19 protein-coding genes and 1 tRNA gene are annotated in these 25,875 nt (G+C 66.7%); 12 read left to right on the top strand and 8 right to left on the bottom strand.

What is annotated here, in order from left to right; translation table 11 throughout:
- Positions 1 to 78 precede the first annotated feature (78 nt).
- Genes PS060_RS04100 through PS060_RS04110 form a run of 3 tightly spaced genes read left to right on the top strand, consistent with a single transcriptional unit; the run spans position 79 to position 3,958 of the window.
- Complete coding sequence (locus PS060_RS04100) at positions 79 to 1,125, top strand: transglycosylase SLT domain-containing protein (protein WP_273985668.1); 1,047 nt, start codon at positions 79 to 81, stop codon at positions 1,123 to 1,125.
- Between the two features lie 8 nt (positions 1,126 to 1,133).
- Positions 1,134 to 3,236: a flagellar biosynthesis protein FlhA gene (locus PS060_RS04105; RefSeq protein WP_273985670.1), complete on the top strand. Its 2,103-nt coding sequence runs from the start codon at positions 1,134 to 1,136 to the stop codon at positions 3,234 to 3,236.
- Entirely contained in the window at positions 3,233 to 3,958 is a 726-nt protein-coding gene (locus tag PS060_RS04110) for a sigma-70 family RNA polymerase sigma factor (protein WP_273985672.1), read from the top strand. Before PS060_RS04105 ends, PS060_RS04110 begins: the two co-directional genes overlap by 4 nt.
- 28 nt (positions 3,959 to 3,986) lie before the next feature.
- Here the strand turns inward: PS060_RS04110 and PS060_RS04115 are convergent, their stop codons facing one another.
- Positions 3,987 to 6,770: a DUF3857 domain-containing protein gene (locus tag PS060_RS04115; RefSeq protein WP_273985673.1), complete on the bottom strand. Its 2,784-nt coding sequence runs from the start codon at positions 6,768 to 6,770 to the stop codon at positions 3,987 to 3,989.
- Positions 6,771 to 6,887: 117 nt separating this feature from the next.
- Here PS060_RS04115 and PS060_RS04120 point away from each other — a divergent pair, with 117 nt between their 5' ends.
- On the top strand, positions 6,888 to 7,847 hold the full coding sequence (locus PS060_RS04120; RefSeq protein ID WP_273985675.1) for a bile acid:sodium symporter family protein: 960 nt from the start codon (positions 6,888 to 6,890) through the stop codon (positions 7,845 to 7,847).
- 83 nt (positions 7,848 to 7,930) lie between these two features.
- On the opposite strand, the gene PS060_RS04125 is transcribed toward PS060_RS04120, so the two are convergent.
- The 4 genes from PS060_RS04125 to PS060_RS04140 are packed head-to-tail and all read right to left on the bottom strand — an operon-like array spanning position 7,931 to position 12,808.
- Positions 7,931 to 9,217 carry an acyl-CoA dehydrogenase family protein gene (locus tag PS060_RS04125; protein ID WP_273985677.1) on the bottom strand — a complete coding sequence of 429 codons (1,287 nt, stop codon included), beginning with the start codon at positions 9,215 to 9,217 and terminating at the stop codon, positions 7,931 to 7,933.
- 3 nt (positions 9,218 to 9,220) lie between these two features.
- Entirely contained in the window at positions 9,221 to 10,564 is a 1,344-nt protein-coding gene (locus PS060_RS04130) for a phosphotransferase (RefSeq protein ID WP_273985678.1), read from the bottom strand.
- Positions 10,561 to 11,331 carry a M48 family metallopeptidase gene (locus PS060_RS04135; protein WP_273985679.1) on the bottom strand — a complete coding sequence of 257 codons (771 nt, stop codon included), beginning with the start codon at positions 11,329 to 11,331 and terminating at the stop codon, positions 10,561 to 10,563. Before PS060_RS04135 ends, PS060_RS04130 begins: the two co-directional genes overlap by 4 nt.
- A 49-nt stretch (positions 11,332 to 11,380) precedes the next feature.
- Positions 11,381 to 12,808: an aldehyde dehydrogenase family protein gene (locus PS060_RS04140; RefSeq protein WP_273985681.1), complete on the bottom strand. Its 1,428-nt coding sequence runs from the start codon at positions 12,806 to 12,808 to the stop codon at positions 11,381 to 11,383.
- Positions 12,809 to 12,998: 190 nt separating this feature from the next.
- On the opposite strand from PS060_RS04140, the gene PS060_RS04145 reads away from it, so the two are divergent.
- The 5 genes from PS060_RS04145 (at position 12,999) to PS060_RS04165 (ending at position 17,172) form a co-directional block, all read left to right on the top strand.
- Complete coding sequence (locus PS060_RS04145; RefSeq protein WP_273985682.1) at positions 12,999 to 13,703, top strand: glutathione S-transferase family protein; 705 nt, start codon at positions 12,999 to 13,001, stop codon at positions 13,701 to 13,703.
- Between the two features lie 33 nt (positions 13,704 to 13,736).
- Positions 13,737 to 14,603: an S-methyl-5'-thioadenosine phosphorylase gene (mtnP, locus tag PS060_RS04150; RefSeq protein WP_273985684.1), complete on the top strand. Its 867-nt coding sequence runs from the start codon at positions 13,737 to 13,739 to the stop codon at positions 14,601 to 14,603.
- Positions 14,604 to 14,620: 17 nt separating this feature from the next.
- Positions 14,621 to 14,980 carry a hypothetical protein gene (locus PS060_RS04155; protein WP_273985686.1) on the top strand — a complete coding sequence of 120 codons (360 nt, stop codon included), beginning with the start codon at positions 14,621 to 14,623 and terminating at the stop codon, positions 14,978 to 14,980.
- A 64-nt stretch (positions 14,981 to 15,044) separates the two neighbouring features.
- Positions 15,045 to 16,094 carry a phosphotransferase gene (locus PS060_RS04160; protein WP_273985688.1) on the top strand — a complete coding sequence of 350 codons (1,050 nt, stop codon included), beginning with the start codon at positions 15,045 to 15,047 and terminating at the stop codon, positions 16,092 to 16,094.
- A 4-nt stretch (positions 16,095 to 16,098) separates the two neighbouring features.
- Positions 16,099 to 17,172: a hypothetical protein gene (locus PS060_RS04165; RefSeq protein WP_273985690.1), complete on the top strand. Its 1,074-nt coding sequence runs from the start codon at positions 16,099 to 16,101 to the stop codon at positions 17,170 to 17,172.
- A 3-nt stretch (positions 17,173 to 17,175) separates the two neighbouring features.
- Here PS060_RS04165 and PS060_RS04170 read toward each other — a convergent pair whose 3' ends face one another.
- Both PS060_RS04170 and PS060_RS04175 read right to left on the bottom strand, forming a co-directional pair.
- Complete coding sequence (locus tag PS060_RS04170; RefSeq protein WP_273985692.1) at positions 17,176 to 17,787, bottom strand: LON peptidase substrate-binding domain-containing protein; 612 nt, start codon at positions 17,785 to 17,787, stop codon at positions 17,176 to 17,178.
- The gene (locus PS060_RS04175; RefSeq protein WP_273986840.1) at positions 17,784 to 18,716 is read right to left on the bottom strand and encodes a tetratricopeptide repeat protein; all 933 of its coding nucleotides are present in this window, start codon (positions 18,714 to 18,716) and stop codon (positions 17,784 to 17,786) included. Before PS060_RS04175 ends, PS060_RS04170 begins: the two co-directional genes overlap by 4 nt.
- Positions 18,717 to 18,931: 215 nt before the next feature.
- On the opposite strand from PS060_RS04175, the gene PS060_RS04180 reads away from it, so the two are divergent.
- Positions 18,932 to 19,006: transfer RNA gene (locus tag PS060_RS04180), tRNA-Gly, on the top strand.
- 69 nt (positions 19,007 to 19,075) lie between these two features.
- On the opposite strand, the gene malQ is transcribed toward PS060_RS04180, so the two are convergent.
- Positions 19,076 to 21,049: a 4-alpha-glucanotransferase gene (gene malQ, locus PS060_RS04185; RefSeq protein ID WP_273985694.1), complete on the bottom strand. Its 1,974-nt coding sequence runs from the start codon at positions 21,047 to 21,049 to the stop codon at positions 19,076 to 19,078.
- 240 nt (positions 21,050 to 21,289) lie between these two features.
- On the opposite strand from malQ, the gene PS060_RS04190 reads away from it, so the two are divergent.
- Positions 21,290 to 23,704 carry a glycogen/starch/alpha-glucan phosphorylase gene (locus PS060_RS04190; RefSeq protein ID WP_443112403.1) on the top strand — a complete coding sequence of 805 codons (2,415 nt, stop codon included), beginning with the start codon at positions 21,290 to 21,292 and terminating at the stop codon, positions 23,702 to 23,704.
- Entirely contained in the window at positions 23,701 to 25,863 is a 2,163-nt protein-coding gene (gene glgB / locus PS060_RS04195) for a 1,4-alpha-glucan branching protein GlgB (RefSeq protein WP_273985697.1), read from the top strand. Before PS060_RS04190 ends, glgB begins: the two co-directional genes overlap by 4 nt.
- Positions 25,864 to 25,875 lie beyond the last annotated feature (12 nt).

Below are 25,875 nucleotides of genomic sequence, written 5' to 3' on the forward strand. Positions count from 1 at the left end.
GGCAACTGGCACACGCTTTGCACTCACCGTCTGAGATGGCGCCGCATCCCGCGGCGTCTGCGAACAGGCGGAGAGCGCGTGAGCCAACCTTCCCCTTCCTTCGGCATGATGCCCACCGGCTCGATCCGGGCCGGGTTCGAGACCGCAGCCCGCACCCACGCCGCCGCGCAGAGCGCGATTGAGGGCCGCGCCCTGCCCGCGGCACGTTCGATCACCGCGCCCGCAGGGTCCGTGGAGGCCGCGATTGCCGGGGCAGCCGAGGCAACCAGCGTCGATTTCAACTACCTGCTCGCGCAGGCCGAGGTCGAATCCGCGATGAACCCCGAAGCCCGCGCGGCGACTTCAAGCGCGACCGGGCTCTACCAGTTCATCGAGAGCACCTGGCTCGACACCGTCAAGAAGCACGGGCCGCGCTTCGGCATGAGCGCGCTGGCCGATCAGATCAGCCTCACACCTTCAGGCAGTGCCTTTGTCGCCGACCCCGCCCAGCGCGAGGCGATCCTGGCGCTGCGCCGCGATCCGCGCATCGCCAGCCTGATGGCGGCGGGGCTGGCCGAGGACAACCGCGCGCATCTGCTGCCAATCCTCGGTCGCCAGCCGAGCCATGCCGAGCTCTATCTCGCCCACTTCCTCGGTGCGGGCGGCGCAGGGCGCTTCCTGAGCGAGCTTCAGGCCGACCCCTCGCAAAGCGCACCGGCACTGTTCGCACGGCCCGCCGCGGCCAATCGCGCGATCTTCTACAGCCCCGACGGCACCCCGCGCAGTCTGGCGCAGGTGATGGATGTGATCGGCGGCAAGCTCGACCGCGCGCTCGACCGGGCGAGTGACGGACGCGCGGCGCGGTTTGCACGCGCGGATTACGGCGTGGGCTACGCAGCGGGCCTCCCAACCGCAGCAAGCTACAGCCAGACCCCTTACCTCATCGCCGACGAGGCCGTGTTCGGCCCCGGGATGCCGCCCGCTCTCACCCAGAGCGCTTCCGCGCCGATGGGCAGTCCGCCGCGCAATGGACGCAGCCGGGCACCCATGTCGCAGATCCTCGGCGCGACCTTCGGCACCGATTCCGCCGCTGCCCCGCCGCAGGTGCGGCGCGCCTATGAACGACTGAAAGCGCTCGGCCTGTGACTCAAGCGATGACCGCTCCCTCTCCCCTCGCGCGGCTCGGCGCCATGCCCGCCGCGCTCAGCCTGCCGGTCGGCATCTTTGCGCTGCTGGCGCTGATGGTGCTGCCGATCCCGGCGCTGCTGCTCGACATCTTCTTCGTGCTCAACATCGCGATTTCGATTGCGGTGCTGATGGTGGCGCTGAACGCAAGGCGCCCGCTCGACTTCTCGTCGTTCCCCAGCGTGCTGCTGTTCGCAACCTTGCTGCGGCTCGCCTTGAACGTCGCCTCGACCCGCGTCGTGCTGGTTCACGGCCACGAGGGCGGCGCGGCGGCGGGCCATGTGATCGAAAGCTTCGCGGCGTTCCTCGTGGGCGGCAACTTCGTCGTCGGGCTGTTCGTCTTCGCGATCCTGATGATCATCAACATGATCGTCATCACCAAGGGCGCGGGCCGCGTGTCCGAAGTCTCGGCGCGCTTTGTGCTCGATGCGCTGCCCGGCAAGCAGATGGCGATCGACGCCGATATCGCCGCCGGCCTCATAACCGCCGACGAAGCGCGCGAGCGCCGCCGCGAGGTCACCATCGAGGCCGACTTCTACGGCTCGATGGATGGTGCCTCCAAGTTCGTGAAGGGCGATGCGGTTGCGGCGCTGCTGATCCTTGGCGTGAACATCGTCGCCGGTTTCGCCATCGGGATGCTGAGCCACGGCCTCAGCGCGGGCGAGGCGGGGGAGGCTTACGTCACGCTGGCTGTGGGCGATGCGCTGGTGGCGCAGGTGCCCGCGCTGTTGCTCTCGATCGCCGCTGCCGCCATCGTCACGCGGGTGGCTGACAGCCGCGACCTTGCCGGACAGATCGGCGGCCAGTTCGCCGATCCGCGCGGGTGGCTGCCGGTGGCGCTGATCCTTGGCGCGGTGGGCGTGGTGCCGGCCATGCCGCAGACCATCTTCCTCCCCGGCGCGGCGATTGCGACTGCGATCTGGTGGAACCTCAAGCGCCGCGCCGCCCTGCCCGCCCCGGCTGCCGAACCCGCCGAAGAGCCCGCACCCGACGCCATCGCGCTGGCCGATGTGGCGGACGGGACGCTGGTCACCATCGAGCTGGGATATGGCATTGTCGGGCTGGTCGATGCCGCACAAGGCGCACCGCTGATCACGCGGATCACCGGCATCCGCAAGCAGCTCTCGCGCGATCTCGGCTTCGTGCTGCCGCAGTTCCGGATCCGGGATTCGCTCGATCTCGCTGCGCAGGATTACGCCGTGCTGATGGGCGGGGTGAGCATCGCGCGGGGCAATGTCCGTCCCGGCAAGCTCCTCGCCATCGACGCGGGCGATGTGCGGCCCGGCCATGGCCTCACCGGCGAGCCGACCCGCGATCCCAGCTTCGATTGCCCCGCGCTGTGGATCGCGCCCGCCGCGCGCGATCATGCCGTGGCTGAAGGGTTTCTCGTGGTCGACCCGGCTTCGGTGATCGCCACGCACGCCAACCAGGCCTTGCTGGGCGAGGCGCATCAGCTGCTTGGGCCGGATGAAGTACGCGAGTGGGTCGAGGGGCTCAAGGCGCGTGCGCCTGCGCTGGTCGAGGCGGTGACCCCCGACCCGCTGCCGCTGGCCGCGCTGACCCGCACCTTGCGCGCGCTGATTGCCGACGGGATCGGCCTTGCCCACCCCCAGCCGCTGTTCACTTCGCTGGCGCTGGCGCTCCAGAAGACCACCGACTTCGATGCCGTCATCGACGCGGTACGGACAGATCTGGCTGCGCGTATCGTGTCTCGGATCGCCGGCCCGGACGAGGCGCTGAAGGTCGTCACGCTCGATGCAGGGCTTGAAGGCGCGATCCTTGGCGGGATGATCGATCCGGCGACCGGCCAGCCGCTGATCGAACCCGATTGCGGGGCGATGATCCTGCGCGAGATCAACGCCATCGCCGATGCCGAGAAGGGCGCCATCGCGCTGATCGTCCAGCCGCCCGCGCGCCGCGCTTTGGCTGCGCTGCTCAAGCTGCGTGCGCCTCGCTGTCTTGTGCTCTCGATCAACGAACTGCCCGCGACCCAGCCGATTGCCGTGGTCGGCGTGATCGGCGCTCCCGCGGAGGTACCGACGCTGGCCGCGCCTGAGGGGATCGCGGCATGAAGCACGATCACGCCAGCTTCGGGGTGCCCGCCCATCCCTATGCGCCAAGCCGGACCGAGGTCGAAGACCGGGTGCGCCGTTTTCTGCCGCTGGTGCGCCGCACCGCTTGGCACATCAACGGGCGTGGGCGCGAAGGCCTCGAGATCGAGGATCTGGTGCAGGCCGGCATCCTCGCACTCACCGAATGTGCCCAGCGCCACGCCGGGCCGACCGAGGACGGGTTCGCCGCCTATGCAAAGATCAGGGTGCGCGGGGCGATGCTCGACGAAGTGCGCCGCACCGCCCACGACAGCCGCACCGCGCGCGCCAAGCGCAACGGCTATGAGCGGGCGCTCGCCAGCTTGCGCGGGTCACTGGGCCGCGAACCCAGCCGCGCCGAATTGGCGCAGGCGATGGATGTGACCGACGCCGAATTGCTCGCCATCGAAGCCTCAGGCGTCAGGCTGACCCCGATCGAGGACGCCTATGACGAGACCAGCCTCGCCTTCGCCAGCGACGATCCCGACCCTTTCGAGGCGCTGTGCGCATCGGAGGATCGCGAAAGGTTGATCCGGGCGATGACACTGCTGCCCGACCGGCTGAAGCTGGTGCTCCAGCTGTTCTTCGTCGAGGAGCTGAACCTCACCGAAATCGCCGCCGTGCTCGACGTCAGCGTGCCGCGCGTCCACCAGCTCCGCGCCAAGGCGCTGAAGGATCTGCGGGCGCTGCTGGAGGGGGCGTGAAGGCCCCGCTCCGGGCAACCATCCTCGCTCAGAACTTCAGCCCGAACGCCTTGTAGGTCGCCGCCAGCGAGGGGCGCATCTTGAGCGCGAGGGCGATTTCGTCCTTGCCGCTCTTGTCGCCCATCTGGGTCAGGATGATCCCGCGCAGCAGGCGGGTTTCGACCTGATAGGGCTCGGCCAACAGCGCGGCATCGGCATCGGCCTTGGCCGCCGCCAGATTGCCCAGCCGCAGATGCGCCATCGCCCGGCTATCGAGCGCGGAGGGTGCATTGTCGCTCTTTTCGACCGCCTTGGTGCAGGCTTCCAGCCGCGCTTCGTCCATCTTCGACCAGATCGCCGCCTGCCAGCACAGGCTGTTGAGCAAGGCGCCATCGGCAGGCCGCTGGGCGATCATGTCGTCCAGCAGGTCGAGCCCTTCGGTCGCCGCGCCCTGCCAGCCCAGCGCGGTCGCCATGACCGCCACGCCTTCCCCGCGCTCCTTGGTGAGGGCATCGAAATCCTCGGCCAGCATCACGCCCTCATCGGGACGCCCCAGAAGGCCGAGCAATTCGATCTGGTCGTAATAGGTTTCGCCATCGGGCTGCAGCGCTTCGGCCTCGACCAGGTCGGCGAGTGCGCCTTCAAGATCGCCCAGCTCGCGTTTGAGGCTGGCGCGGGCGAGGATGAGATCGCGCGAATCCTCGATCTTCATCGCTGCCTCGATGTCGGCCAGCGCCCCGGCGTGATCATAGACCCCCATGCGGAACCACGCGCGGTTGATCAGCTGGTAGGATTCGTCCGGCTTGGCCGCCGCAATCGCCTTGGCATAAAGCGCCTCGATCGCGGACAGGCGCGCGCGATCCTTGCCGAAATACTGCCACAGCTCGCGCACTTCGCCTGCCGAGCGAAGCACCGGCAATTGCCGGTCGAACCGGTTGAGTTCGCGCCGGGCCGTCCCGATGCCTTCGGCGGGAAGTTCTTCATTGAGGCTGCGCATCGACTGGGTGACGGTGAAGCGCCGGCCATCAAGCGAGGCGGTCGAGGCCAGTTCGACCCCGCCGATGGTCGCAGCCACCGGGGCGGTCGCGCCTTCGAGCTTCACGTTGGCATCATCGGACGGCAGCAAGACTTCGGCCGTGCTGCTGAAATAGACCGGCCCGGCCAGCCGCAGCGGGATCTTGCGCCACGCGGCCCGCGCGCGGTCAGCCTCGAACCCGACATCGCGCGCTGCCTGTGCGGGGAGTTCGAAGCGGTAATCGCTGCCGTCACGGCTCCAGGTGCTGGTCATCACCCCGCGCGCGGTGACGGTGGCGAGGCCCGCTTCGGCATCATAGCGCACCGCATTGTCGATCACCTGCGCATCGCCGAGCACCTCCTCGACCGCGTTGATCACGGCATCCTTGACCATTTCCGGGCTGCCCTGATCGGCGATCGCCCGCCAGCGCGAACCCATCGTGCCGCGATATTCGATGGTCACATCATAGACCGCAGGCACGCGCAGCCCCGCGCTGTGATCGAGCTTGAGGTTGACCACCCGGTCGGGGGTCGATTGCACGCGCACGTCGAAGGGCATCAGATCCGCCCCCTCATCGCGCAGCGGCAACCCGTGGAAGAAGCGCGGCACTTCGTCGATGGTGGCGATCCGCACGCCCGAGGTGGTGCCATCGAGCCAGTAGTTCTTGCCGCCGATCACCGCGCGCACGATCACGTGATCGAAATTGCCGGGCATGGGGGTGAGGAGCGGCAAGGCATCGCCGCCCTCGGACCGAACCAGCACCGGCTCGGCCTCGATGCCCAATTCACGCAGCATGGTCAGCAGCAGCAGCGACTTGGCCTTGCAGTCGCCGAAGCGCTTTTCCCAGGTCTCCTCGGGGGTCTGCGGGATGTAATTGCCGCCTTCCATCCCGTTCATCAGGTAGCTGATGTCGTCCTGCACCACCCTGAGCGCCATCGCCGCGCGGGTCAGCGGATCGCTGCTTGCCTTGGCGATCCCGGCAACGCGGCCAGCCAGATCGCCGCCCGGCTTGATCTGCCCGGCGGTCTGGTAATGCTTGGCATGGTTGCGCGAGACCGCAGCCCAATCGGCATAGGTCGACACCTGCATCAACTCGCCAAGCTGGAAGCGCGAGGGGGCATCACCCGGCATTTCGTCGCCTTCGGGCGCGGGGAGCGTCGCCGTCCAGGTCAGGAACCCGTCCTTGGCGACCGGTTCGGGCAGCACAGCCTTGCCGAGCTTCAGGCGCTTGACCGCCATCCCTTCGGGCCATGACACCGCGACCCGCCCCTGCTGAAGCGGGAAGGGCGCGGAAATCAGCCCCGCCTGCCATTGCACGTTTTCAGCCATCGCCTGATCGGACAGGGTGATCGAATAGCTCAGCCGCAGCACATCGCCGAGCTTGGCGCCCGGCACCGGCATGGTCGCGGTCAGCGCGCCGCTGACAAGGCGGCTTTCAAGCCCCGCCTCGCGCCGCAGCACCTCGAACTTCGCCCCATCCTTCAGCACATCGATCACCGTGCCGTCCCGGATCAGCTCGACCCGGTGGATGATGAGATCGCCCTTGTCGGGCATCCAGCTGGCAGTCAGCGTCCCGAACTGGGTGAGCGCCTCGGGCGAATCGAGCGCGACTGCGGTATCGGCAAAGGTCCACAACCGGCCCTCCTCGATCCGCGCCTGCTGGTCGAGCAGCACGATGATGGTGTTGGCATCGGCCTTTTTCGGCGCAACCGTAGCGGCATCGACCCAGGCAGGCGCCTTGTCGTAGATCACCGTGTCGCCAGCATGGGCCGCCACACTGGCGGTTCCGGCAAGCAAGGCCGCGGCGAGATAGCGCATCAAAAGTCTCCCTGTTTTCAAGGCGCAGACTAGCGCGGCTGATGGATATTGCTAGTGGGCGTATGTGCGATTGGCCGGTCTAAGGGCAGGATCGCCGGGGGAATGCGAAAACGGGCCATGCTGGGCAGGATCACCAACAATTTCGCCGCGCTGACGCTGGCGGGCGTGGCGTGCGCGTGGTTCTATCCGCCCGCCTTCACCTGGATGACCGACGGCAGCATCCGCTTTGCCGGCCAGCCGCTCCTGAGCCTGGCGCTGGGCCTCATCATGCTGGCAATGGGCCTGACGCTGACCTTCGAGGATTACCGCAGCCTGACCAGGATGCCGCGCGCGCTGCTGGCAGGGGTCGGTCTGCAATTCACCATCATGCCGCTGTCGGGCTTTGCCGTGGCGAAGGTGCTGGGGCTGGAGCCGGGGCTGGCGGTCGGCCTGATCCTTGTCGCCTGCTGCCCCGGGGGCACCGCGTCGAACATCGTCACCTATATAGCCCGCGGTCACGTGGCACTTTCGGTGGCGATGACGATGGCCTCGACGCTGGCCGCGGTAGTGCTGACCCCGCTGCTGACCGGGTGGCTGGCCGGGGCTTACGTCGAGATCGACCGGCTGAACCTGCTCGTCCAGATGGTTGGCGTGGTGCTGGTGCCGGTGGTGCTGGGCACCCTGCTCAACCGACTCTTCCCGCGCGCGGCCGAGGCGGTGAACGGGGTGCTGCCGCTGGTCGCAATCGTGCTGGTGGTGCTGATCGTGGGCGGGATCGTCGGCGGCTCCAAGGCGCAAATCATGGAGCACGCAGGGGTGCTGCTGCTGGCGACCTTCCTGCTGCACGCACTGGGCTTTGCACTGGGCTACCTTCTGGCCCGCGTACTGGGGCTGGGCGAGGTGGAAGCGCGCACGATCAGCATTGAGGTGGGGATGCAGAATTCGGGTCTCGGTTCGGGCCTCGCAAAAACCCCCGCCTTCGCCGCGCAGTTCGCCAACGCGACGCAAGCCGCCCTCGCGCCCGTGCCCGCCGCGATCTCGGCGGTGTGGCACGTGCTGATCGGGAGCCTGCTCGCGGGGATCTGGCGGCGGCGATAGTCGTCATCCCGGCGAAGGCCGGGACCCAGAGCGGCAGGCGCCGCCCCTGACCCACTGGGCCCCGGCCTTCGCCGGGGTGACGATCAGGAGAATTGGCCCCGCTTCGGCCCGAGATAGCCGAACAGATAGGCCCCCACTTTCCGCATCTGGATCTCCTCGCTGCCTTCCGTGATCCGATACCGGCGGTGGTGGCGGTAGATGTGCTCGAAGGGCTTGTGGCGCGAATAGCCAATGCCGCCGTGGACCTGCATCGCCCGGTCGGCCGCCTCGCACACCAGCCGGTTCGCCCAGTAATTGCACATCGAGACCTTGTCGGAGATGGTCTTCTCGATCTGCTCGTGGGGCATATTGTCCATCTCCCACGCGGTCTTGAAGATCAGGAGCCGCAGCATTTCCGCCTGCGTCGCCAGTTCCACCAGCGGGAACTGGATACCCTGATTGCGGGCCAATTCCTCTCCGAAGGGCTTCCTCTCCCGCGCGTATTTGACGCTCTCGTCGATGCAGTAGAGCGCCGCGCCGCAGCTTGACGCCGCCTGCCGGATGCGGTTCTGGTGGACGAAGCTCTGCGCCAGCGCGAGGCCGCGGCCTTCCACGCCGAGGATCGCGCTATCGGGCACCCAGACGTTGGTCACGCTGAGGCGCGGGTGATCGGTGGGCATGTTGAAGGTCCACATCCACTCCTCGATTGCGAGGCCGGGGGTGGGGTTGGGGACGAGGAAGCAGGTGATCCCGCTCGCGTCCCCCGCGCTTCCGCTGGTGCGCGCGAACATCGCGCAGTGGGTGGCGACGTGCATCCCGGTGATCCACATCTTCTCGCCGTTGATCAGCCAGCCGTCGACCCCATCGCGGGTCTCGCGCACGGCATGGGTCTCCATGTGGGTGGCGTCCGATCCGTGATGCGGTTCGGTCAACCCGAAGGCGACGCGCCGCGTGCGCTCGAAGCCGCCGAGGATGAATTCCTGTTTCTGCTCCTCCGTCCCCCACTGGTCGAACATGGCGACGAAGGGGAAGTTGCCGACGATGCTGTGCTCGTTCTGGAGATCGTTGTGCAGCCCGAGGCCAGCCCGCGCAAAGTGCTCGCGGATCACCGCCATCCAGAGGTTGCTGCCGTCCTTGCCGCCATAGCGCTTGGGCGCGGAGAAGCGCCAATGGCCCGCCTTGTCCGCGCGGCGGGTGGCCTCTTTCAGCAGTTCCTCCCACTCGTGCCGGGGCAACCCGCCCGCTTCGAAGTCCGTCCGCGCATATTCGCGGCGGTGGTCGAAGAAGCGGATGTTGTCGTCCTGCTGCTCCAGGGGCTTGATCTCGGCGGCGATGAAGGCGTCGAGTTCGTCGAGGTAGGCTTGCAGGTCGGGGGGAAGCGCGAAGTCCATGGGTTATTCCTCTCCAAGCCACTTCTTCCGCGCCGCTTTGAGCGCAGGGTATTTGGGAACGTCTGCGCTCAACTTTTGTAGTGCCGACGATCTCAAGTCAGCTAGCAATCCCGATGATTTGACCGATTTCTCGCCCACCAAGAGTGCCTCCGACAGCAGGTAGTCGCCTGGATAGTGCAGCAGGTCATCCTCACGGGCGATCATGCCAAGTGCGTTCCGTGCGACCGCCAATTGAAAGCGGTCATGCCCGGTCAGCTTGTCCTTCAGGGTATCGAGCCACTCGGCGATGGCGGTAGCCATCTCCGCCTGATTGGCCTCGCCGAGATAAGTGCAGGACATATCGGGGAGGACAACTGGCCGTCCCCGCTCTTCCTCCGACGCGTCCTCCTCCAGCAGCAGCAGCAGATCGAGCTCCTGCTCGCTCGTCCGGCGCGAGATCACCACGCGTTCAAGCATCCGGTCGGCGCCCGAGCGCCATTGCGCCGCCATCTTGAGGCAGCCCAATGCCCACCACACGGTGCGGTAGATCGTCCAGAAGCGGAAGCGCGCCGGGTCGATGGTGACCCCTGCCTCAGCCTCGTAGGCGGCGATGTAGTCCGCGAAGCTCCCCAGCCCCAGCGCAGGACGGTCGTAGCGGGCGAAGCGCCACACGGCCATGCAGCCGAAGGCGAGGTCTTCGTGGTGATCGCCGAAATGGGCGATTTCCCAGTCGAGCACGCCGGTCAGGTGCGAGCCTTCGACCAGCAGATTGCCCATGCGGTAATCGCCATGGTTGAGGACGGGTTCGACTTCAGGCGGGCAATTATCCTCCAGCCACTTCAGGCCGAGCGCGATGATCGGGCGATCCCCGCCCGCGTCCATGAACTGCTGTTTGAGATCAGCGATGGCGGCGCGGTAGTCCATCACCGGCACGCCTTCGGGCACATCGGCCTGCCTCAGCCGGTGGATGCGCGCCAAGTCGCGGGCAATGCCGCGCAGCAGCCCGTCGGGGTCGTCGCAGGCCAGAATGACCTTGGGATCAGCCGTCCCCGGCAGCGCGCGCATGACGAAGCCGCTCCCGAGGCCGTCCGCCTCCTCCAGCACTGCCACCACTTGCGGAGCGGTCACGCCCTTGGCGCGGGCGGCCTCGATCAGCGCGGCCTCGGTGGAATGCCCGTAAGGCCGCCCCTCCATGAAGGCGAGGCTCGGCGCGCGGCGCAACACGTAATCGCAGCCACCAGCTGCAAACCGCCAGCTCTCCATCACCGCCCCGCCGGTCAGGCGCTGCGGCTCGCCCGCCAGCAGCCCCAGCCCGGCGCGGGCACACAGCCGCGCCAGCCCTTCGTGCAACGTCCCGGTATCGATCACTTGATCAGCTTGCGCATCCGCTTGGCGCGCTTGGCCGGGTCGGGGTGGGTCTTGAGCAGCCCGATCCCGCCTCCGCTGCCCAAGGCCGCCAGCTTGTCCATCGCGGTCGCGCAGGCCGCTTGCGGATAGCCGCGCGCCTTCATGAAGGTCAGCGCGTAATCATCCGCCTGCGTCTCGGCCGCCTGCGAATATTGCGCATAGACCACATTCTGGAGCAGCGCGCCGAGCTGCGAATTGGTGAAGTTGCGCACCCCGCTGCTGGCCGTGCCTGCCACGCTCAATGCCGCATCCTGCTGCAAGGCGCGCTTCATGCGCTTGGCCCCGTGTTCGAGCTTCACATGACCGATCTCATGCCCGATCACGCAGCGCACTTCGTCATCGGTCATCTTATCCATCAGGCCGGAATAGACCCGCACCGTCCCGTCTCCCATGGCGAAGGCGTTGACCTCGTCCACCAGGTAGGCCTTGATGTCGAGCGTAAGGCCATCATAGGCATCGAGCCCCTTGGTCAGATTGGCCAGCCGCACCGCATAGGGGTTCTTGGCGGGGGCCAGCGGGTTCTGCTTGTCCATCTCGTCGGACATCTGCCCGAAATAGGCGACGATCTCCGCGTCGGAGACGGTGGCGGCCTGAATCACCTTCTGGCCTGCCCCCATGATGTCATTGAGGCTCTGCGAATGAGCCGGGGCGAGCAGCGCTCCCCCGGCCAATCCGGCGACAGCAAACACCGGCACGGCAGCGGCCAACAGTCTGATAGCTTTACGCATGATCATCCCCTCCCTCTGCCATGCAGGGTGCCTGCCAAAGGGCGTTTGATCAAGCCGGGACGTTGTCCTTCTTGACGGTGATCACCTGCGCATAGGTGAACTCCTTGAGGCCTTCCTTGCCGTATTCTGCGCCAAAGCCCGACTGCTTGTGCCCGCCAAACGGCGCGAAGGGCGAGAGGTGGAGGTATTCATTGACCCATACCGTGCCGGTTTCGAGCTGCTCGGCGATCTCCACGCCCTTTTCCGGGTTGCCGGTCCACACCGCGCCGGCGAGGCCATATTCCGAGTTGTTGGCGCGGGCGATGACTTCCTCTTCGGTCGAGAACTTCATCAGCGGCATGACCGGGCCGAACTGTTCCTCAGCGACGATGCGCGCGTCTTCGGGCGGGTTGTCGAGGATGGTCAGCGGCACGAAGTAGCCGGTGCCCGAGGGATCGACATTGCCGCCGAGCAGGAACTTGTAGCCGTTCGACTTGGCGTCCTCGATCAGCTCGAGCACGCGGTCATACTGCTTCTTGTTCTGGATCGGGCCGACGCCGGTGCCCTGCTCGCTGCCGTCGCCGACCTTCACGGTCTTGGCATACTCGACGATCGCGGCGCTGAGTTCATCATAGATGTCCTCGTGGATGTAGACGCGCTTGGCCGCGACGCAGATCTGCCCGGCGTTGGAGAAGCTCGACCAGAACAGCTGCTCGGCGACCTTCTTGGGATCGGCATCGGGCAGCACGATCGAAGCATCGTTGCCGCCCAGTTCCAGCGTGATGCGCTTGAGGTCGGCCGAGGCGCCTTCCATGATCTTCTTCCCCGTCGCGGTCGAGCCGGTGAAGGTGATCTTGTCGATATCGGGGTGGCTGGTGATCAGCGGGCCGAGGTCGTCCTCACCCGTGATGATGTTGACCACGCCCGCGGGCACCTTGTCCGCGATCAGCTCGGCGATCTTGAGGGTGGTGAGCGGGGTGAAGGGCGAGGGCTTGAGCACGATGGTGCAGCCCGAGAGCATCGCGGGGACGATCTTCTGGATCGCCATCATCACCGGGAAGTTCCACGGCACGATGCCGCCGACCACGCCCACCGGCACGCGGCGGGTGCGGCTGAGGCGGGTGTCGCTGTCCTCGTTCACTTCGTCATCGAGACTGAGGGTCGATTGCGCCGCGCTCATGGCGGCTGCGCCATAGATTTCGCCGCGCGCCTGATCGTGGGGCTTGCCCTGCTCGCTGGTCAGCAGGCGGTAGAGTTCTTCCGCATTGGCCTTGATCGCGCCCGAAATCGCCATGATCGCGGCGCGGCGTTCTTCGATGGGGGTGTTCTTCCAGATCTTGAAGGCAGCGCGGGCAGCGGCGACCGCCTTGTCGAGCTCGGCCTTGCCGCAATGGGGCACCTGGCCGATCACCTGCTCGTTGGCGGGGTTCACCACGTCGAGCCAGCGGTCGGTTGCCACCATCTCGCCGCCGATAAGGTTCTTGTACTGGGTGACCATGTTCGTGTCCTCTCTAACGAATGGGGGAGTCGTCTCTCTCCCGCGCAGGTTGGCGCGTTGCATTCGAAAACGCAATCGCAAGCTTTGCGCGGCACGCTAGCGCGAGGCATGGCGCGGATCACCTGACGATTGCGCTATTGCCGCACGCGCCTATGTGAGGCCACTGGCGCACACCGAGAGGAGTTCGAGAATGACCGATACCCGCCCCGACCTCGTGATTTACGGCAGCCCGATCTCGCCCTTCGTGCGCAAGGTTGCAGGGGTGTGCATCGCCAAGGGCGCTCCCTACGAGGTCGAGGCGATCAACGTCTTCGCGCCCCCCGCCTGGTTCCATGACATCTCGCCGATGAAGCGCATTCCGGTGCTGCGCGACCGCAGCGTGGCTGAGGAAGGCGTGGCCGGCACCATCGCCGACAGTTCCGCGATCTGCGCCTTCATCGAGAAGAAGCACCCTGCGCCTGCGCTCTACCCGGACAACCCGATGGCGCTGGGCGAGGCGCTGTTCATCGAGGAATATGCCGACACTGCACTGGCGATGGCAGGGGGCTTGGGCATCTTCCGCCCGATCTTCTTCGCGATCACCAAGGGCGAGGAACCGGGGCTCGACAAGGCGCGCGAGGCCTGGGCCAATCAACTGCCGCCGATCTTCGACGTGCTGGAAAAGCGCCTCGATGGCCGCGCCTTCTTTGCGGGCGATGCCCTGTCGATTGCCGATATCACGGTGGCCTGCGTGCTGATGCAGATTTCACTGGTAGCCGAGACGCCGCTGGCGCGCTGGCCCGGTCTGGCCGCGCATTTTGCCGCGATGCGAGGCCTGCCACTGGTGGCAGAGCCCTATGCGGCGGCGGAAAAGATGGTTCGCAAGGCCTTGCCGACGCCGTTCGACCTGACCTAAGGCGCTGAACACGAGAGAGGACAGGCAGGGCGCATGGCCAGCGAGTGGTGCATCGGGATCATCGGCGGATCGGGTCTCTACGCCATCGACGGGATCGAGGACGCGCAGTGGATCGCGATCGAAACCCCGTGGGGTGACCCCTCGGACGAGATTCTGTGCGGGACGCTGGGCGGGGTCAAAGTGCGCTTCCTCCCGCGTCATGGCCGCGGCCATCCGATCAGCCCGACCGAACTGAACGCCCGCGCCAATATCGATGCGCTGAAGCGCGCCGGGTGCACCGATATCCTCGCGATCAGCGCGGTGGGGTCCTTGCGCGAGGAGCTGGAGCCGGGGCGCTTTGCGGTGGTCGAACAATTCATCGACCGCACCTTTGCGCGTCCCTCCACCTTCTACACCAGCGGCTTTGTCACCCATGTCTCGATGGCCGATCCTGTCTGCCCGCGCCTGTCGGACATGGCCGCCCATGCCATTGCAGCGGCGGGCGGCAAGGTGGCCGTGGGGGCGACCTATCTCGCGATGGAAGGCCCGCAGTTCTCGACCCGCGCGGAAAGCCGGATGTACCGCCAGTGGGGCGCGGACGTGATCGGCATGACCGCCATGCCCGAAGCCAAGCTCGCGCGCGAAGCGGAGCTGCCCTACGCGCTCGTCGGCATGATCACCGATTATGATTGCTGGCGCGATGGCGAGGCGGTGGATGTGGCGCAGGTGGTAGGGCAGATGCAGGCCAACGGCGCGCTCGCACGGGCGATGGTGCTGAACTTCATCGAGAGCCTGCCCGAGACACGCGAGCCCTCCCCCATCGACACGAGTCTGGACGATGCGGTGATCACCGCGCCTGACGAACACGATCCCGAACTGATGGCCAAGCTCGACGCGGTCGCCGGGCGATTGTTCGGGTAAGGAAACGCGCGGGCAGCATGACAATCGCCACCCGCGCCACCTGGAAACACCTCCCCATGCCTGCCAAGCGGCAGGCGCTCTACCTTGCCCTCAGCTTCGACACCGACGAGGTCGAATGCATCCGCCGCGGTTTCATCCCGCGCGACATGGACGACAAGTGGTCGATCTTTGTCGAGGATGACTGGCTCTATTTCCACCGCAGCTGGACGGGCTTCTGCATCTTTGCCGTCAGGCTCGAACCGGCTGCGAACGGCGTGGTGATCCGCGAAGGCTGGGCAAGCCGCGATCCGGAGCAGTATCACGGTTCCAGCGCCGCCGAAGAACAGCGGCAGATCGCCGCCTTGATCGACAGCCTGCTCCACTCGCGCAAAGGATAGTCCCCGCTGCTGGCCGTTGCCAGCGCGCATATCGCTGCCTATCCCGATGGCGGGAGAGGACAGGATGGACAGATTTCCGGCGCATCCGGACGACATCACCGATGCGTGGTGGGAGCGGGTGCTGGGCCGTGTGCCAAGCCGCTGGCGGTGGGAGCCGATCGGCACCGGGCAGGTGGGCGATTCGGTGCGCTTCACGCTCGACTTTGCGGGCGAGGATGCACCCATGACGCTGGCGGGCAAGTTTGCTGCGGCTGATCCGACCAGCCGCGGCACGGCGGCAATGCTCGGCCTCTACACCAAGGAAGTCCGCTTCTACCGAGACCTCGCCCCGCTGCTGCCGATCCGCACCCCGCGCACCCATGTGGCCGACATCGCCGAGGATGGCGCGAGCTTCTGCCTGCTGTTCGAGGATCTCGGCCCGGCGCGCGGCGGCAACCAGATTGCCGGGTGCAACCTTGCCGATGCCGAAGCGGTGATCGATCAGGCCGCAGCGCTCCACGCACCCAGCTGGCACAATCCGGCGATGCTCGATGCCGACTGGCTCCAGCCCGATCCCGCTGCCGCTGGGCAGGTCAAGGCGCTCTACCCCCAGGCGCATGCGATCTTCCGGGAGCGCTACAAGGACAGCCTCGAACCAGAATTCATGGCCCTGTGCGAGGCGCTGGCCGAACACACGGCCACCACCGACCGCGTGACGGAGAAGGTCAGCCTCGTCCATGGCGACTTCCGGCTCGATAACGTGCTGTTCGACATCAAGGGCGGGGCCGAGCCGGTGGCGGTGCTCGACTGGCAGACGCTAACCATCGGCAATGGCCTGACCGATGTGGGATACTTCCTCGGCTGCGGGATCGGCGACACGCTTCGCCGCGCGCATGAACGCGACCTGCTCGAACGTTACTGCGCCCGCATGACCGCGCTGGGCGTGCCGCTGACCGTCGATCAGATCTGGCGCGATTATGTGGTGGGCGCGCTCCATGGGGTGTCGACCGCGGTGTTCTCCAGCGCCTTCGTGGTCCGCACCGAGCGCGGCGATGCCAACTTCCTGTCGATGGCGCGCGGCGCCTGCGCGCTGTGCCATGAGCACGGCGCGCTCGACCTGCTCAAGAAGGGATAATGCGATGGCCTTAAGCCGGGGTGACGATTACCCGATCCACCAGACCCCCGATCCGGTCGCCTTTGCGGGCACCGACCGCAATTTCTACGACCGCTATTTCTTCAACGGCTATGCGCCCGATGGCAGCAGCTTCTTTGCGGTCGCCTTCGGGATCTACCCCGCGCTCGATGTGGCGGACGCGCATTTCTGCGTGGTGCGGGACGGCGTGCAGCACTGCCTCCATGCCAGCCGCCGCTTGGGCATGGAGCGGATGGAGCTGTCCTGCGGCCCGATCCGCATTGAAATTGTGGAGCCGCTCAAGACCCTGCGCGTGATCGTCGATGGGGAAGGCATCGCCGCCGACCTCACCTTCACCGGCCGCGCTGCCCCGATTGCCGAGCCGCGCTTCACCTGGCGCGTCGGCCCGCGCACGGTGATGGACTACACCCGGATGACCCAGAACGGGCATTACGAAGGATGGATCGCGGTCGACGGCGTGCGCGAGGCGCTGCCGCAGGGCAGCATGGGCACCCGCGACCGCAGCTGGGGCGTGCGGCCCGTCGGCGCGGCCGATCCGCAATTCGCCGGGCGCGCCGTGCCGCAGTTCTTCTGGCAATGGACCCCGATCAACCTGCCCGCCCGCAGCGCCTTCTTCCACCTCAATGCCCATGCCGACGGCAGCGCATGGAACACCCGCGCGGTGATCGCGCCTGATGGCGGCACGGCGGAGACCTTCATCGAGGATCACGCCCCGATCATGGTGGCCCCGCTGGCCGATGGCACCCGCTGGCCCGCACACGGCGACCTCACCATCGCGGGCGAGCGTTTCAGCCTGGAACCCCTCAGCCGCTTCCAGATGCGCGGGCTTGGCTACACCTCGCCCAAGTGGGGCCACGGCCTCGATCACGGCGCGCTGGAGGTGGAGCGTGAGGACATCGATCTGGCGGGCATCGATCCCGCGCGGCCCGACAATCTCCACGTGCAGATGCTGTGCCGCGTCACCGACGTGCGCGGGGAGCAAGGTCTGGGTGTGTTCGAACAGCTGGCCATCGGCGATTATGCGCCGCTCGGGCTGACAGGGCTTTCGGGCCGCGACTAACGCCTATTGCAGCGTGACGATTTCCTCGCCGCCGTCGTGGCGGCCGTAGAACTGCATCAACTGCACCAGCAACTCGCACCGGTCAGCAAGGGTCTGCGCTTCGAGCAGCGCCTGCTTGCTGGCCGGATCGAAGGGCGCGATCTGCGAGACGCCGTTGATCAGCGAGCGATCGTCGAGCCGCTCGACCGAATCCCAATCGACGCTGTAGCCCTGCGAATCGGCAAAATGCCGCGCCTCGCGCTCGAACCCGCCGCGCTGGGCGTGGGTCAGGGTTTCGTCGTCATCCTCGTCGTAGATTTCCGCTTCGACCTGACGATAGGCAGTGGTCACATCCAGTTCGCGCAAGATCCGGAACCGGCCCGTGCCTTCGAGGATGAGGTTGTAGCGCCCGTCGTCCATCGCCTGGATCTCGCCGATCCGCCCGACGCAGCCAACCTGATAAAGCGGCGCCCCCTCGACGGGACGCTGGGGCTGGATCATCGCGATCAGCCGGTCGCGAATCAAAGCATCGCCGACCATCGCGCGGTAGCGCGGCTCGAAGATGTGGAGCGGGAGCTGCATCCCGGGAAACAGCACCGCGCCCGTCAGCGGGAAGATGGCAAGTCTCTTGGTCATCCGAACAATACGCGCGACAAGCGGCGGCGGACGCTGACGACCCATTCGTCTTCAAGGCCGGTGGCTTCGAAAATCTTGAGCAGCTTGGTCCGCGCGGCGCCTTCGTTCCATTCGCGGTCGGCAGCGATCATGGCGAGCAGAGTGTCGGCGGCTTCATCCCGCGCGCCTGCGGCAAAGGCCGCTTCGGCAAAGGCGAGCTGGGCGTCCATATTGGCAGGATCAGCGGCGGCAGCGGCGCGCAGGGCGGCAAGCTCGCCGTCATCCACGCGCTCGCCCGCCAGCTCCAGCGCGGCGCGCGCAGGCGCAATCGCGGGATCGGTGGCAAGGCGCGGATCGCTGTCGATCACCTCCATCACCTGCCGCGCCTGATCGACCTCGCCCAGCATCACCAGTGCGCGCACGAGCCCGGCATGGGCGGGGGCGTTGCCCTCGGCGAATTCGGTGATCTGGGCAAAGATGCCCGCCGCGCGCTGGGCATCGCCCGCGGCCAGCGCTTCTTCGCCCAGCTTGACGAACTGCGCGAGCTCTTCGGGCGATGGGCCTTGCGGCGCGCCCGCTCCGTCCACCGCTCCAGCCTGAACCGGCAGCTGACCAAGCAGCTGATCGAGAATCGCCTTCAGCTGCGATTCGCTGCGCGCATTGGTCAGGTCGGCGATCGGCTGGCCCTGGAACATGGCATAGACCGTCGGGATCGAGCGCACCTGGAATTGCGCGGCGATGAACTGTTCCTCGTCGACATTGATCTTGGCGAGCACCACGCCCTTGTCGGCATATTCGCCCGCGACCTTTTCCAGCACCGGGGTCAGCGCCTTGCACGGGCCGCACCATTCGGCCCAGAAATCAAGGATGACGAGCTTGCTCTGCGAAGGTTCGACCACCGCCTTGCGGAAACGGTCAACCGCCTTCTGTTCGTCGATGCTCAGTCCCATGCTGGCCACTTTGGTATGCTCCTGCTGTGATGCTGGCCCCAATGTGGGACGGTTTGCGGATATGTGAAGCGCGCGAATTGTGCTGGCGGCTAAGCGATATGCGATCAACCCCCAATCGCGCCAATTTTGCGCTTGCAGGGTGCAAGACACGCTGCTAATCGCGCCGCCTCTCCGGCAGGAACGGCGGCAATCGCGGTTTCTGTCAGCGCCAGTGAGCGGGCGTAGCTCAGGGGTAGAGCACAACCTTGCCAAGGTTGGGGTCGAGGGTTCGAATCCCTTCGCCCGCTCCATATTTCCAGACCAGATGTGATTGATCCGGCCACCGCGCAGCAGCGGTGGGTTCCGGATTCGCGCCCGGATCAGCCCTCCGGCACGCTCCGCAGCGCGGCGATCGTCTCGCAGCGATTGGCTATGACGGGGTCGGCGAGCGTTTCGGCCAAAGGCTGTTCGAGACGGCGGCGCCAATTGGGGTGTTCGGTGATGGTGCCGGGCAGGTTCGGCTGCTCGGCCTCCCCCAGCAGATCCTCCAGCGAGACCAGCGCGAGCGCCGATGGCGTGCGGGCGATGTGGCAAAGCGCGGCATCGACGACCGGCGCAGGGTTATCAGGCGCAGGGCGCGGCGCGGTATGATCAAGGGTCGACCACAGGAGCCCCCTGTCCCATTCGCGAATCGCCTCGGCCTCGGCGCGGGATACGCCTTCGGGCAGTCGTCCCAGTTCCTGTGCCCAGTCGAGATCGCGCCCCTTCCACCATCCCGCCACCGTCACCGTGTCATGCGTCCCGCTCATCGCGGCGCTGAGAGGGGCGTAATCCTGCGGCCCGATGAAGCCGTGATCGGCCGCGCGCTCGAACCACAGCACGCGCATCCCCAGCATCCGCCGCTCGGTCACGGCATGGGTGAAGCCCGGCGGCGCGGTGCCGAGATCCTCGGCGATCACCAGCCCGCCTGCGCGATGCGCCTCCAGCGTGGCGAGGCGGACGAGATCGGCGAAGGGATAGGAGAGATAGGCTCCCGCGCCGGTCGGTGCGCCGTCCGGAATTACCCAGAGCCGGGCGAGGCCGAAGGCGTGGTCGATCCTCAGCCCCCCGCCCGCTGCCAGCCCGGCGCGGATCATCGCGATCCACGGGGCGTAGCCAGTCGCCCGCAGGCCATCGGGCGAGAAGCTGGTGATCGACCAGTTCTGCCCCAGCGGCCCCAGCGGATCGGGCGGCGCGCCAATCGTCAGTCCGTCCAGCATCGCATCACGCAATGACCAAGCGTCGCTGCCTGACGGATCGACGCCGACCGCCAGATCGCCGATCAGCCCAATCCCCATGCCCGCACCCTTGGCCGCAGCCTGCGCAGCCGCCAGCCCTGCGCGTGCCAGCGCCTGCACGAACAGGTGGAAGGCGATCTCGTCGGGATGCTCGGCGGCAAAGCGCTGTGCTGCCGCACCCGCCGGGTCATGGTAGGCTGCGGGCCAATTACGCCAGCCATGCGCGCCGGTGGCCGCGCGGAAGTGGCAATCGAGCGCGTCGAAAAGCGCATGGCGGCGCAGCATGGCATCATCGCTCGCGGTCAGCGCCGCGCGCCGGGCGGGGTCGAGCGCGGCGAAGACCTGCCGAAGCTGCGCCAGCCGCTGCGGCAGGGCGCTCGCCCAGTCGATCAGCGGCGGCCCTTCGGCAGGCTCAAGCGGCGGCAGGCCCGCCAACGCCGGATCGGCCAGCGCGCCGTTGAGAAACAGGCGGCTCGACGGGGAATAGGGGCTGTATCCCACCCCGTGCCCGGGAAACAGCGCGTGCACCGGGTTGATCGCCAGCGCATCCGCCCCTGCCGCGCCAAAGGCCCGCGCGGCTTCGGCCAGCTCGCCAAAGCCGCCGAAGGGCGAAGCCGCCGCGCCCCGCAGCGCCGGGATTTGCACCGATACGCCCCACGGACGGCGATTGCCAGGCGATGGCAGCGGGCAATGCGGCGGAGCGACCGCCAGCCGGGTGACATGGCGATCCAGCGCCAGATCATAATAGCCCGGCGCATCGGGGAGATGCAGCCGCGCGCCCTCCACCACCAGCGGGCGGGTGATGCCGTCCTCGCCGGTCGCCTCGGCACGGGTCACGGGGAAAGGCAGGGTCAGCCACCCCCCGCAATCGCCCACCAGCAGCGCCGGGAGCGCGCGGGCCTGCGCGGCAAGGGCCGCAAGGCTGCGCGCGATCGCCTGCGCGCTGCCCGCCTCATGGCCAAGCGCCGCCAGCACCGCTGCCAGCGCTGCATCATCCACCGCTTGCTCGCGACCTTCGACGTCGATCCACTCGCGGGCCACCCCGCAGGCTTGCGCCAGCGCGTGCAACTGCTCCATCGCCGCCTCCTTGCGACCCCTCGCATCCTGCGAATTGCCCCGTCTGGCAAGCGCAGGCTGCCGCCAATGGCGCAAATCCTCCCATGAATACGTTTGTCGTCCTACTTCTGCGATTGCTGGACGGCAGCGCACCTGATTAGTGTGCAGCACGGGCCGGGGGGCACCTCACGATCTATTCAGACGCACGCACGACCACCCGCCCCTCAGCCGCGACGGCATCAATCAGGGAGTTTGGCCTCAGTGACTTCAAGCCCGACTGGCACAACCGAGCATCTCGAAGCCGGCATCCTGCGCGCGCTGCGTCACCGGGTCGGCAAGACCGAGACGGCGGCCAAGCCGCACGACTGGTACAATGCCACTGTGCTCGCCCTGCGCGATGACATCATCGACAACTGGTTCGCTTCGACCAGCCGCACCCACGCGGCGGGCGGCAAGCGGGTCTATTATCTCAGCCTCGAATTCCTGATCGGGCGGCTGCTGCGCGATGCGCTTGCCAATCTCGGATGCAGCCGCGCGATGGAGCAGGCGCTCGAACAGCACGGGCTCGACCTTGCCCGGCTGGAAGAGCTGGAACCCGACGCTGCGCTTGGCAATGGCGGGCTCGGGCGGTTGGCGGCGTGCTTCATGGAAAGCCTCGCCAGCCTCGACATCCCCGCCTTTGGCTATGGCATCCGCTACATCAACGGGATGTTCCGCCAGCGCATCGACGAAGGCTGGCAGGTCGAGCTGCCCGAAACCTGGCTCGCTCACGGCAACCCCTGGGAGTTCGAGCGGCGCGAGAGTTCCTACCGCATCGGTTTTGGCGGCGAGGTGGCCAGCGATGAGGGCGTGATCCGCTGGAACCCGGCAGAAGTGATCGAGGCGACCGCCTTCGATACGCCGGTGGTCGGCTGGCAGGGCAAGCGGGTGAACACCCTGCGCCTGTGGAATGCCGCCGCGCTCGATCCGATCCAGCTTGCCGCTTTCAACGCGGGCGACCACGCCGGCGCGCTCGCCGCGCAGGTGCGGGCCGACAGTCTGGTGCGGGTGCTCTACCCCGCCGATTCCACCCCCGCCGGGCAGGAATTGCGGCTGCGGCAGGAGTTCTTTTTCTCCAGCGCGTCGATCCAGGACATCGTCCGCCGCCACATCCAGTATCACGGCGACATCCGCACCCTGCCCGACAAGGCAGCGATCCAGCTCAATGACACCCACCCCTCGGTCGCGGTGGCAGAGCTGATGCGGCTGCTGATGGACGAACAGCACCTGACCTTTGCGGAAAGTTGGGCCATCACCAAGGCGACCATCGCCTACACCAACCACACCCTGCTCCCCGAGGCGCTCGAAAGCTGGCCGCTGCCGCTGTTCGAACGGCTGCTGCCGCGCCATATGCAGATCGTCTATGCGATCAACGCCCATGTCCTGCGCGAGGCGAGGAAGGCGGGCCTCGATGACGCCGCCGTCGCCGCAATCTCGCTGATCGACGAACATGGCGAGCGCCGGGTGCGGATGGCGAACCTCGCTTTTGTGGGTGCGCATTCGGTCAATGGGGTGGCGGCGCTCCACACCGATCTGATGAAGCAGACGGTGTTTGCCGACCTTCACAAGCTCTACCCCGACCGCATCAACAACAAGACCAACGGCGTCACCCCGCGCCGCTGGCTGCACCAGTCGAACCCGCGTCTGACGGGGCTGATCCGCGAGGCGATCGGAGACGGGTTCAAGGCCGATGCCGAGGGACTGTCGGCCCTCGCCGCCATGGCGGGCGACGCGGCGCTGGGCGAGCGGGTCGACGAGGTGAAGCGCGCCAACAAGGTCGACCTTGCCAATCATCTGCGCGAGCTGACCGGTATCCGGCTCGATCCCGACGCGCTGTTCGACGTGCAGATCAAGCGCATCCACGAATACAAGCGCCAGCTGCTCAATCTGATCGAGACGGTCGCGCTCTATGACCAGATCCGCAGCCACCCCGAACGTGACTGGGTGCCGCGCGTCAAAATCTTCGGCGGCAAGGCCGCTCCGACCTATCACAACGCCAAGCTCATCATCAAACTCGCCAACGATATCGCCCGGCGGATCAATTCCGATCCCAGCGTGGGCGAGGTGCTGAAGGTGGTGTTCGTCCCCAATTACAACGTCAGCCTCGCCGAGCGGATCATTCCCGCTGCCGACCTCAGCGAACAGATTTCGACCGCAGGGATGGAAGCTTCGGGCACGGGGAACATGAAGTTCGCCTTCAACGGCGCGCTCACGATCGGCACGCTCGACGGGGCGAATATCGAGATCATGGAGCGAGTGGGCCGGGAGAATATCGTGATCTTCGGGCTGACGGCTGAAGAAGTCGCCGCCAAGCGGGCGGAAGGCTACAACCCCCGCGAAGTGATCGAAGGCAGCCGCGAGCTGTGCCAAGCCGTCAATGCGATCGCCAGCGGGGTGTTTAGCCCCGATGATCCGGCGCGCTATGCAGGGCTGATGGATGCGATCTACACCTCGGACTGGTTCATGGTCGCCGCCGACTTCGACGCCTATGCCGCCGCCCAGCGCGAGGTTGACCGGCGCTGGAATGATCGCGCAGCCTGGCGGCAATCGGCGATCCAGAACATCGCCAATGTCGGCTGGTTCTCGTCCGATCGCACCATTTCCGAATATGCCCGCGAGATCTGGGGCGTGCTGTGAAGCCACCGCCTGAGGCCATCGCTGCACTGCTCGATGGATCGCACGCCGATCCGTTCTCGCTGCTGGGGCCGCACGAAGGGCCGGAAGGCACCTTCGCCCGCGCCATTCTGCACGGGGCGGAAGAGGCCGAGGCGTTTTCGCTGAAGGGCGGCAGGCTCGGCAAGATGGTGCGGGTGGATGGCCCGCTGTTTGAAGGCAAATTGCGGGGCAAGCCCAAGCCGGTGCGCTATCGCTGCCGAGGGAATGGGCAGGAATGGTGGGTGACCGATCCCTATTCCTTCGGCCCGGTGCTTGGCCCGATGGACGATTTCCTGATCGCCGAGGGCACGCACTTCCGCTTGTTCGACAAGCTCGGCGCGCATGTGATCGCGCACGAGGGCGCGCGCGGCGTGCACTTTGCGGTCTGGGCGCCGAACGCGCGCAGCGTCAATCTGGTGGGCGATTTCAACGGCTGGAACCCCGCCGCCCACATGATGCGCCGCCGCGTGGACATCGGCGTGTGGGAAATCTTCATCCCCGACATCGGCGAAGGCACGGCCTACAAGTATCGCATCACCGGCCCCGACGGCACAGTGCAGCCACTGAAGGCCGACCCCTTCGCCTTCGCCAGCGAGCTGCGGCCCAAGACCGCCAGCGTCGTCGCCCGCCCCGGCAAGCGCGACTGGGGTGACGATGCCCACCGCGCGCACTGGGCCAGCGTCGATCCCCGGCGCGAGGCCATCTCCATCTACGAGGTTCACCCCGGATCATGGCAGCGCGACGACAATGGCTGGTTCCTGACCTGGGACGAAATGGCCGCGCGGCTGATTCCCTATGCGCTCGACATGGGCTTTACCCATATCGAGTTCCTGCCGGTCTCCGAACACCCCTATGACCCGAGCTGGGGCTACCAGACCACCGGGCTCTTTGCCCCCTCGGCCCGGTTCGGGGACGTCGAGGGGTTCGCCCGTTTCGTCGACGGCGCGCACCGCGCCGGGATCGGCGTGCTGATCGACTGGGTGCCCGCCCATTTCCCCGTCGACGAGCACGGCCTCGCCCGGTTCGACGGCACCGCGCTCTACGAGCACGAAGACCCGCGCCTCGGCTTCCACCCCGACTGGAACACCGCGATCTACAATTTCGGGCGCAAGGAAGTGCGCAGCTTCCTCGTCAACAATGCGCTGTTCTGGGCCGAGCAGTATCATGTCGACGGACTGCGCGTGGATGCCGTCGCCTCGATGCTTTACCGCGATTACTCGCGCAAGGACGGCGAGTGGATCCCCAATGCCGAAGGGGGGCGCGAGAACTGGGAAGCGGTCGAATTCATGCGCGCCACCAACCGCGCACTCTACGGCACGCACGCGGGCACCATGACAATCGCCGAGGAATCGACCTCATGGCCCGGCGTCTCCCAACCCGCCTTCGACGAAGGCCCGCGCACGGCCTTGGGCTTCGGGTTCAAGTGGAACATGGGCTTCATGCACGACACGCTGCAATACATGGCGCGTGATCCGATCCACCGGAAATACCACCACTCCGAGATCACCTTCGGCCTCGTCTATGCCTTCTCGGAGAACTTCGTCCTGCCCTTGAGCCATGACGAGGTGGTGCACGGCAAGGGCACGATCCTCGGCAAGATGAGCGGTGACAACTGGCAGCAATTTGCCAATCTGCGCGCATACTATGCTATGATGTGGGGATACCCCGGCAAAAAGCTGCTGTTCATGGGCCAGGAATTCGCCCAGCGCCGCGAATGGAGCGAGGAGCGCGCGCTGGATTGGCACCTGATGGACGCGCCCGCACACCGGGGCGTTGCTGACCTGATCCGTGACCTCAATCGCCTCTACCGCACCACCCCCGCGCTTCATGCGCGCGATTGCGAGGGTGAGGGGTTCGAATGGCTGATCGCCGACGATGCCGACAATTCGGTGTTCGCTTGGCTCCGCAAGGCGCCGGGCGAGGCGCCTGTGGCGGTAATCGCCAACATGACTCCTGCGCTCCACACCCACTACCGCCTGCCCCTGCCACATGACGGGGTGTGGGCCGAGGTGCTGAACTCCGACGCCGAAATCTACGGCGGCAGCGGGCAGGGCAACATGGGACAGGTCACCGCATCCGGCGGCGCAGCCCATATCGTGCTGCCGCCGCTTGCCACGATAATGCTGCAATTCACCGGATAAACACGCAAAAAC

Source organism: Erythrobacter sp. BLCC-B19 (genome assembly GCF_028621955.1).
In the GTDB taxonomy this organism is placed as follows: Bacteria; Pseudomonadota; Alphaproteobacteria; order Sphingomonadales; family Sphingomonadaceae; genus Erythrobacter.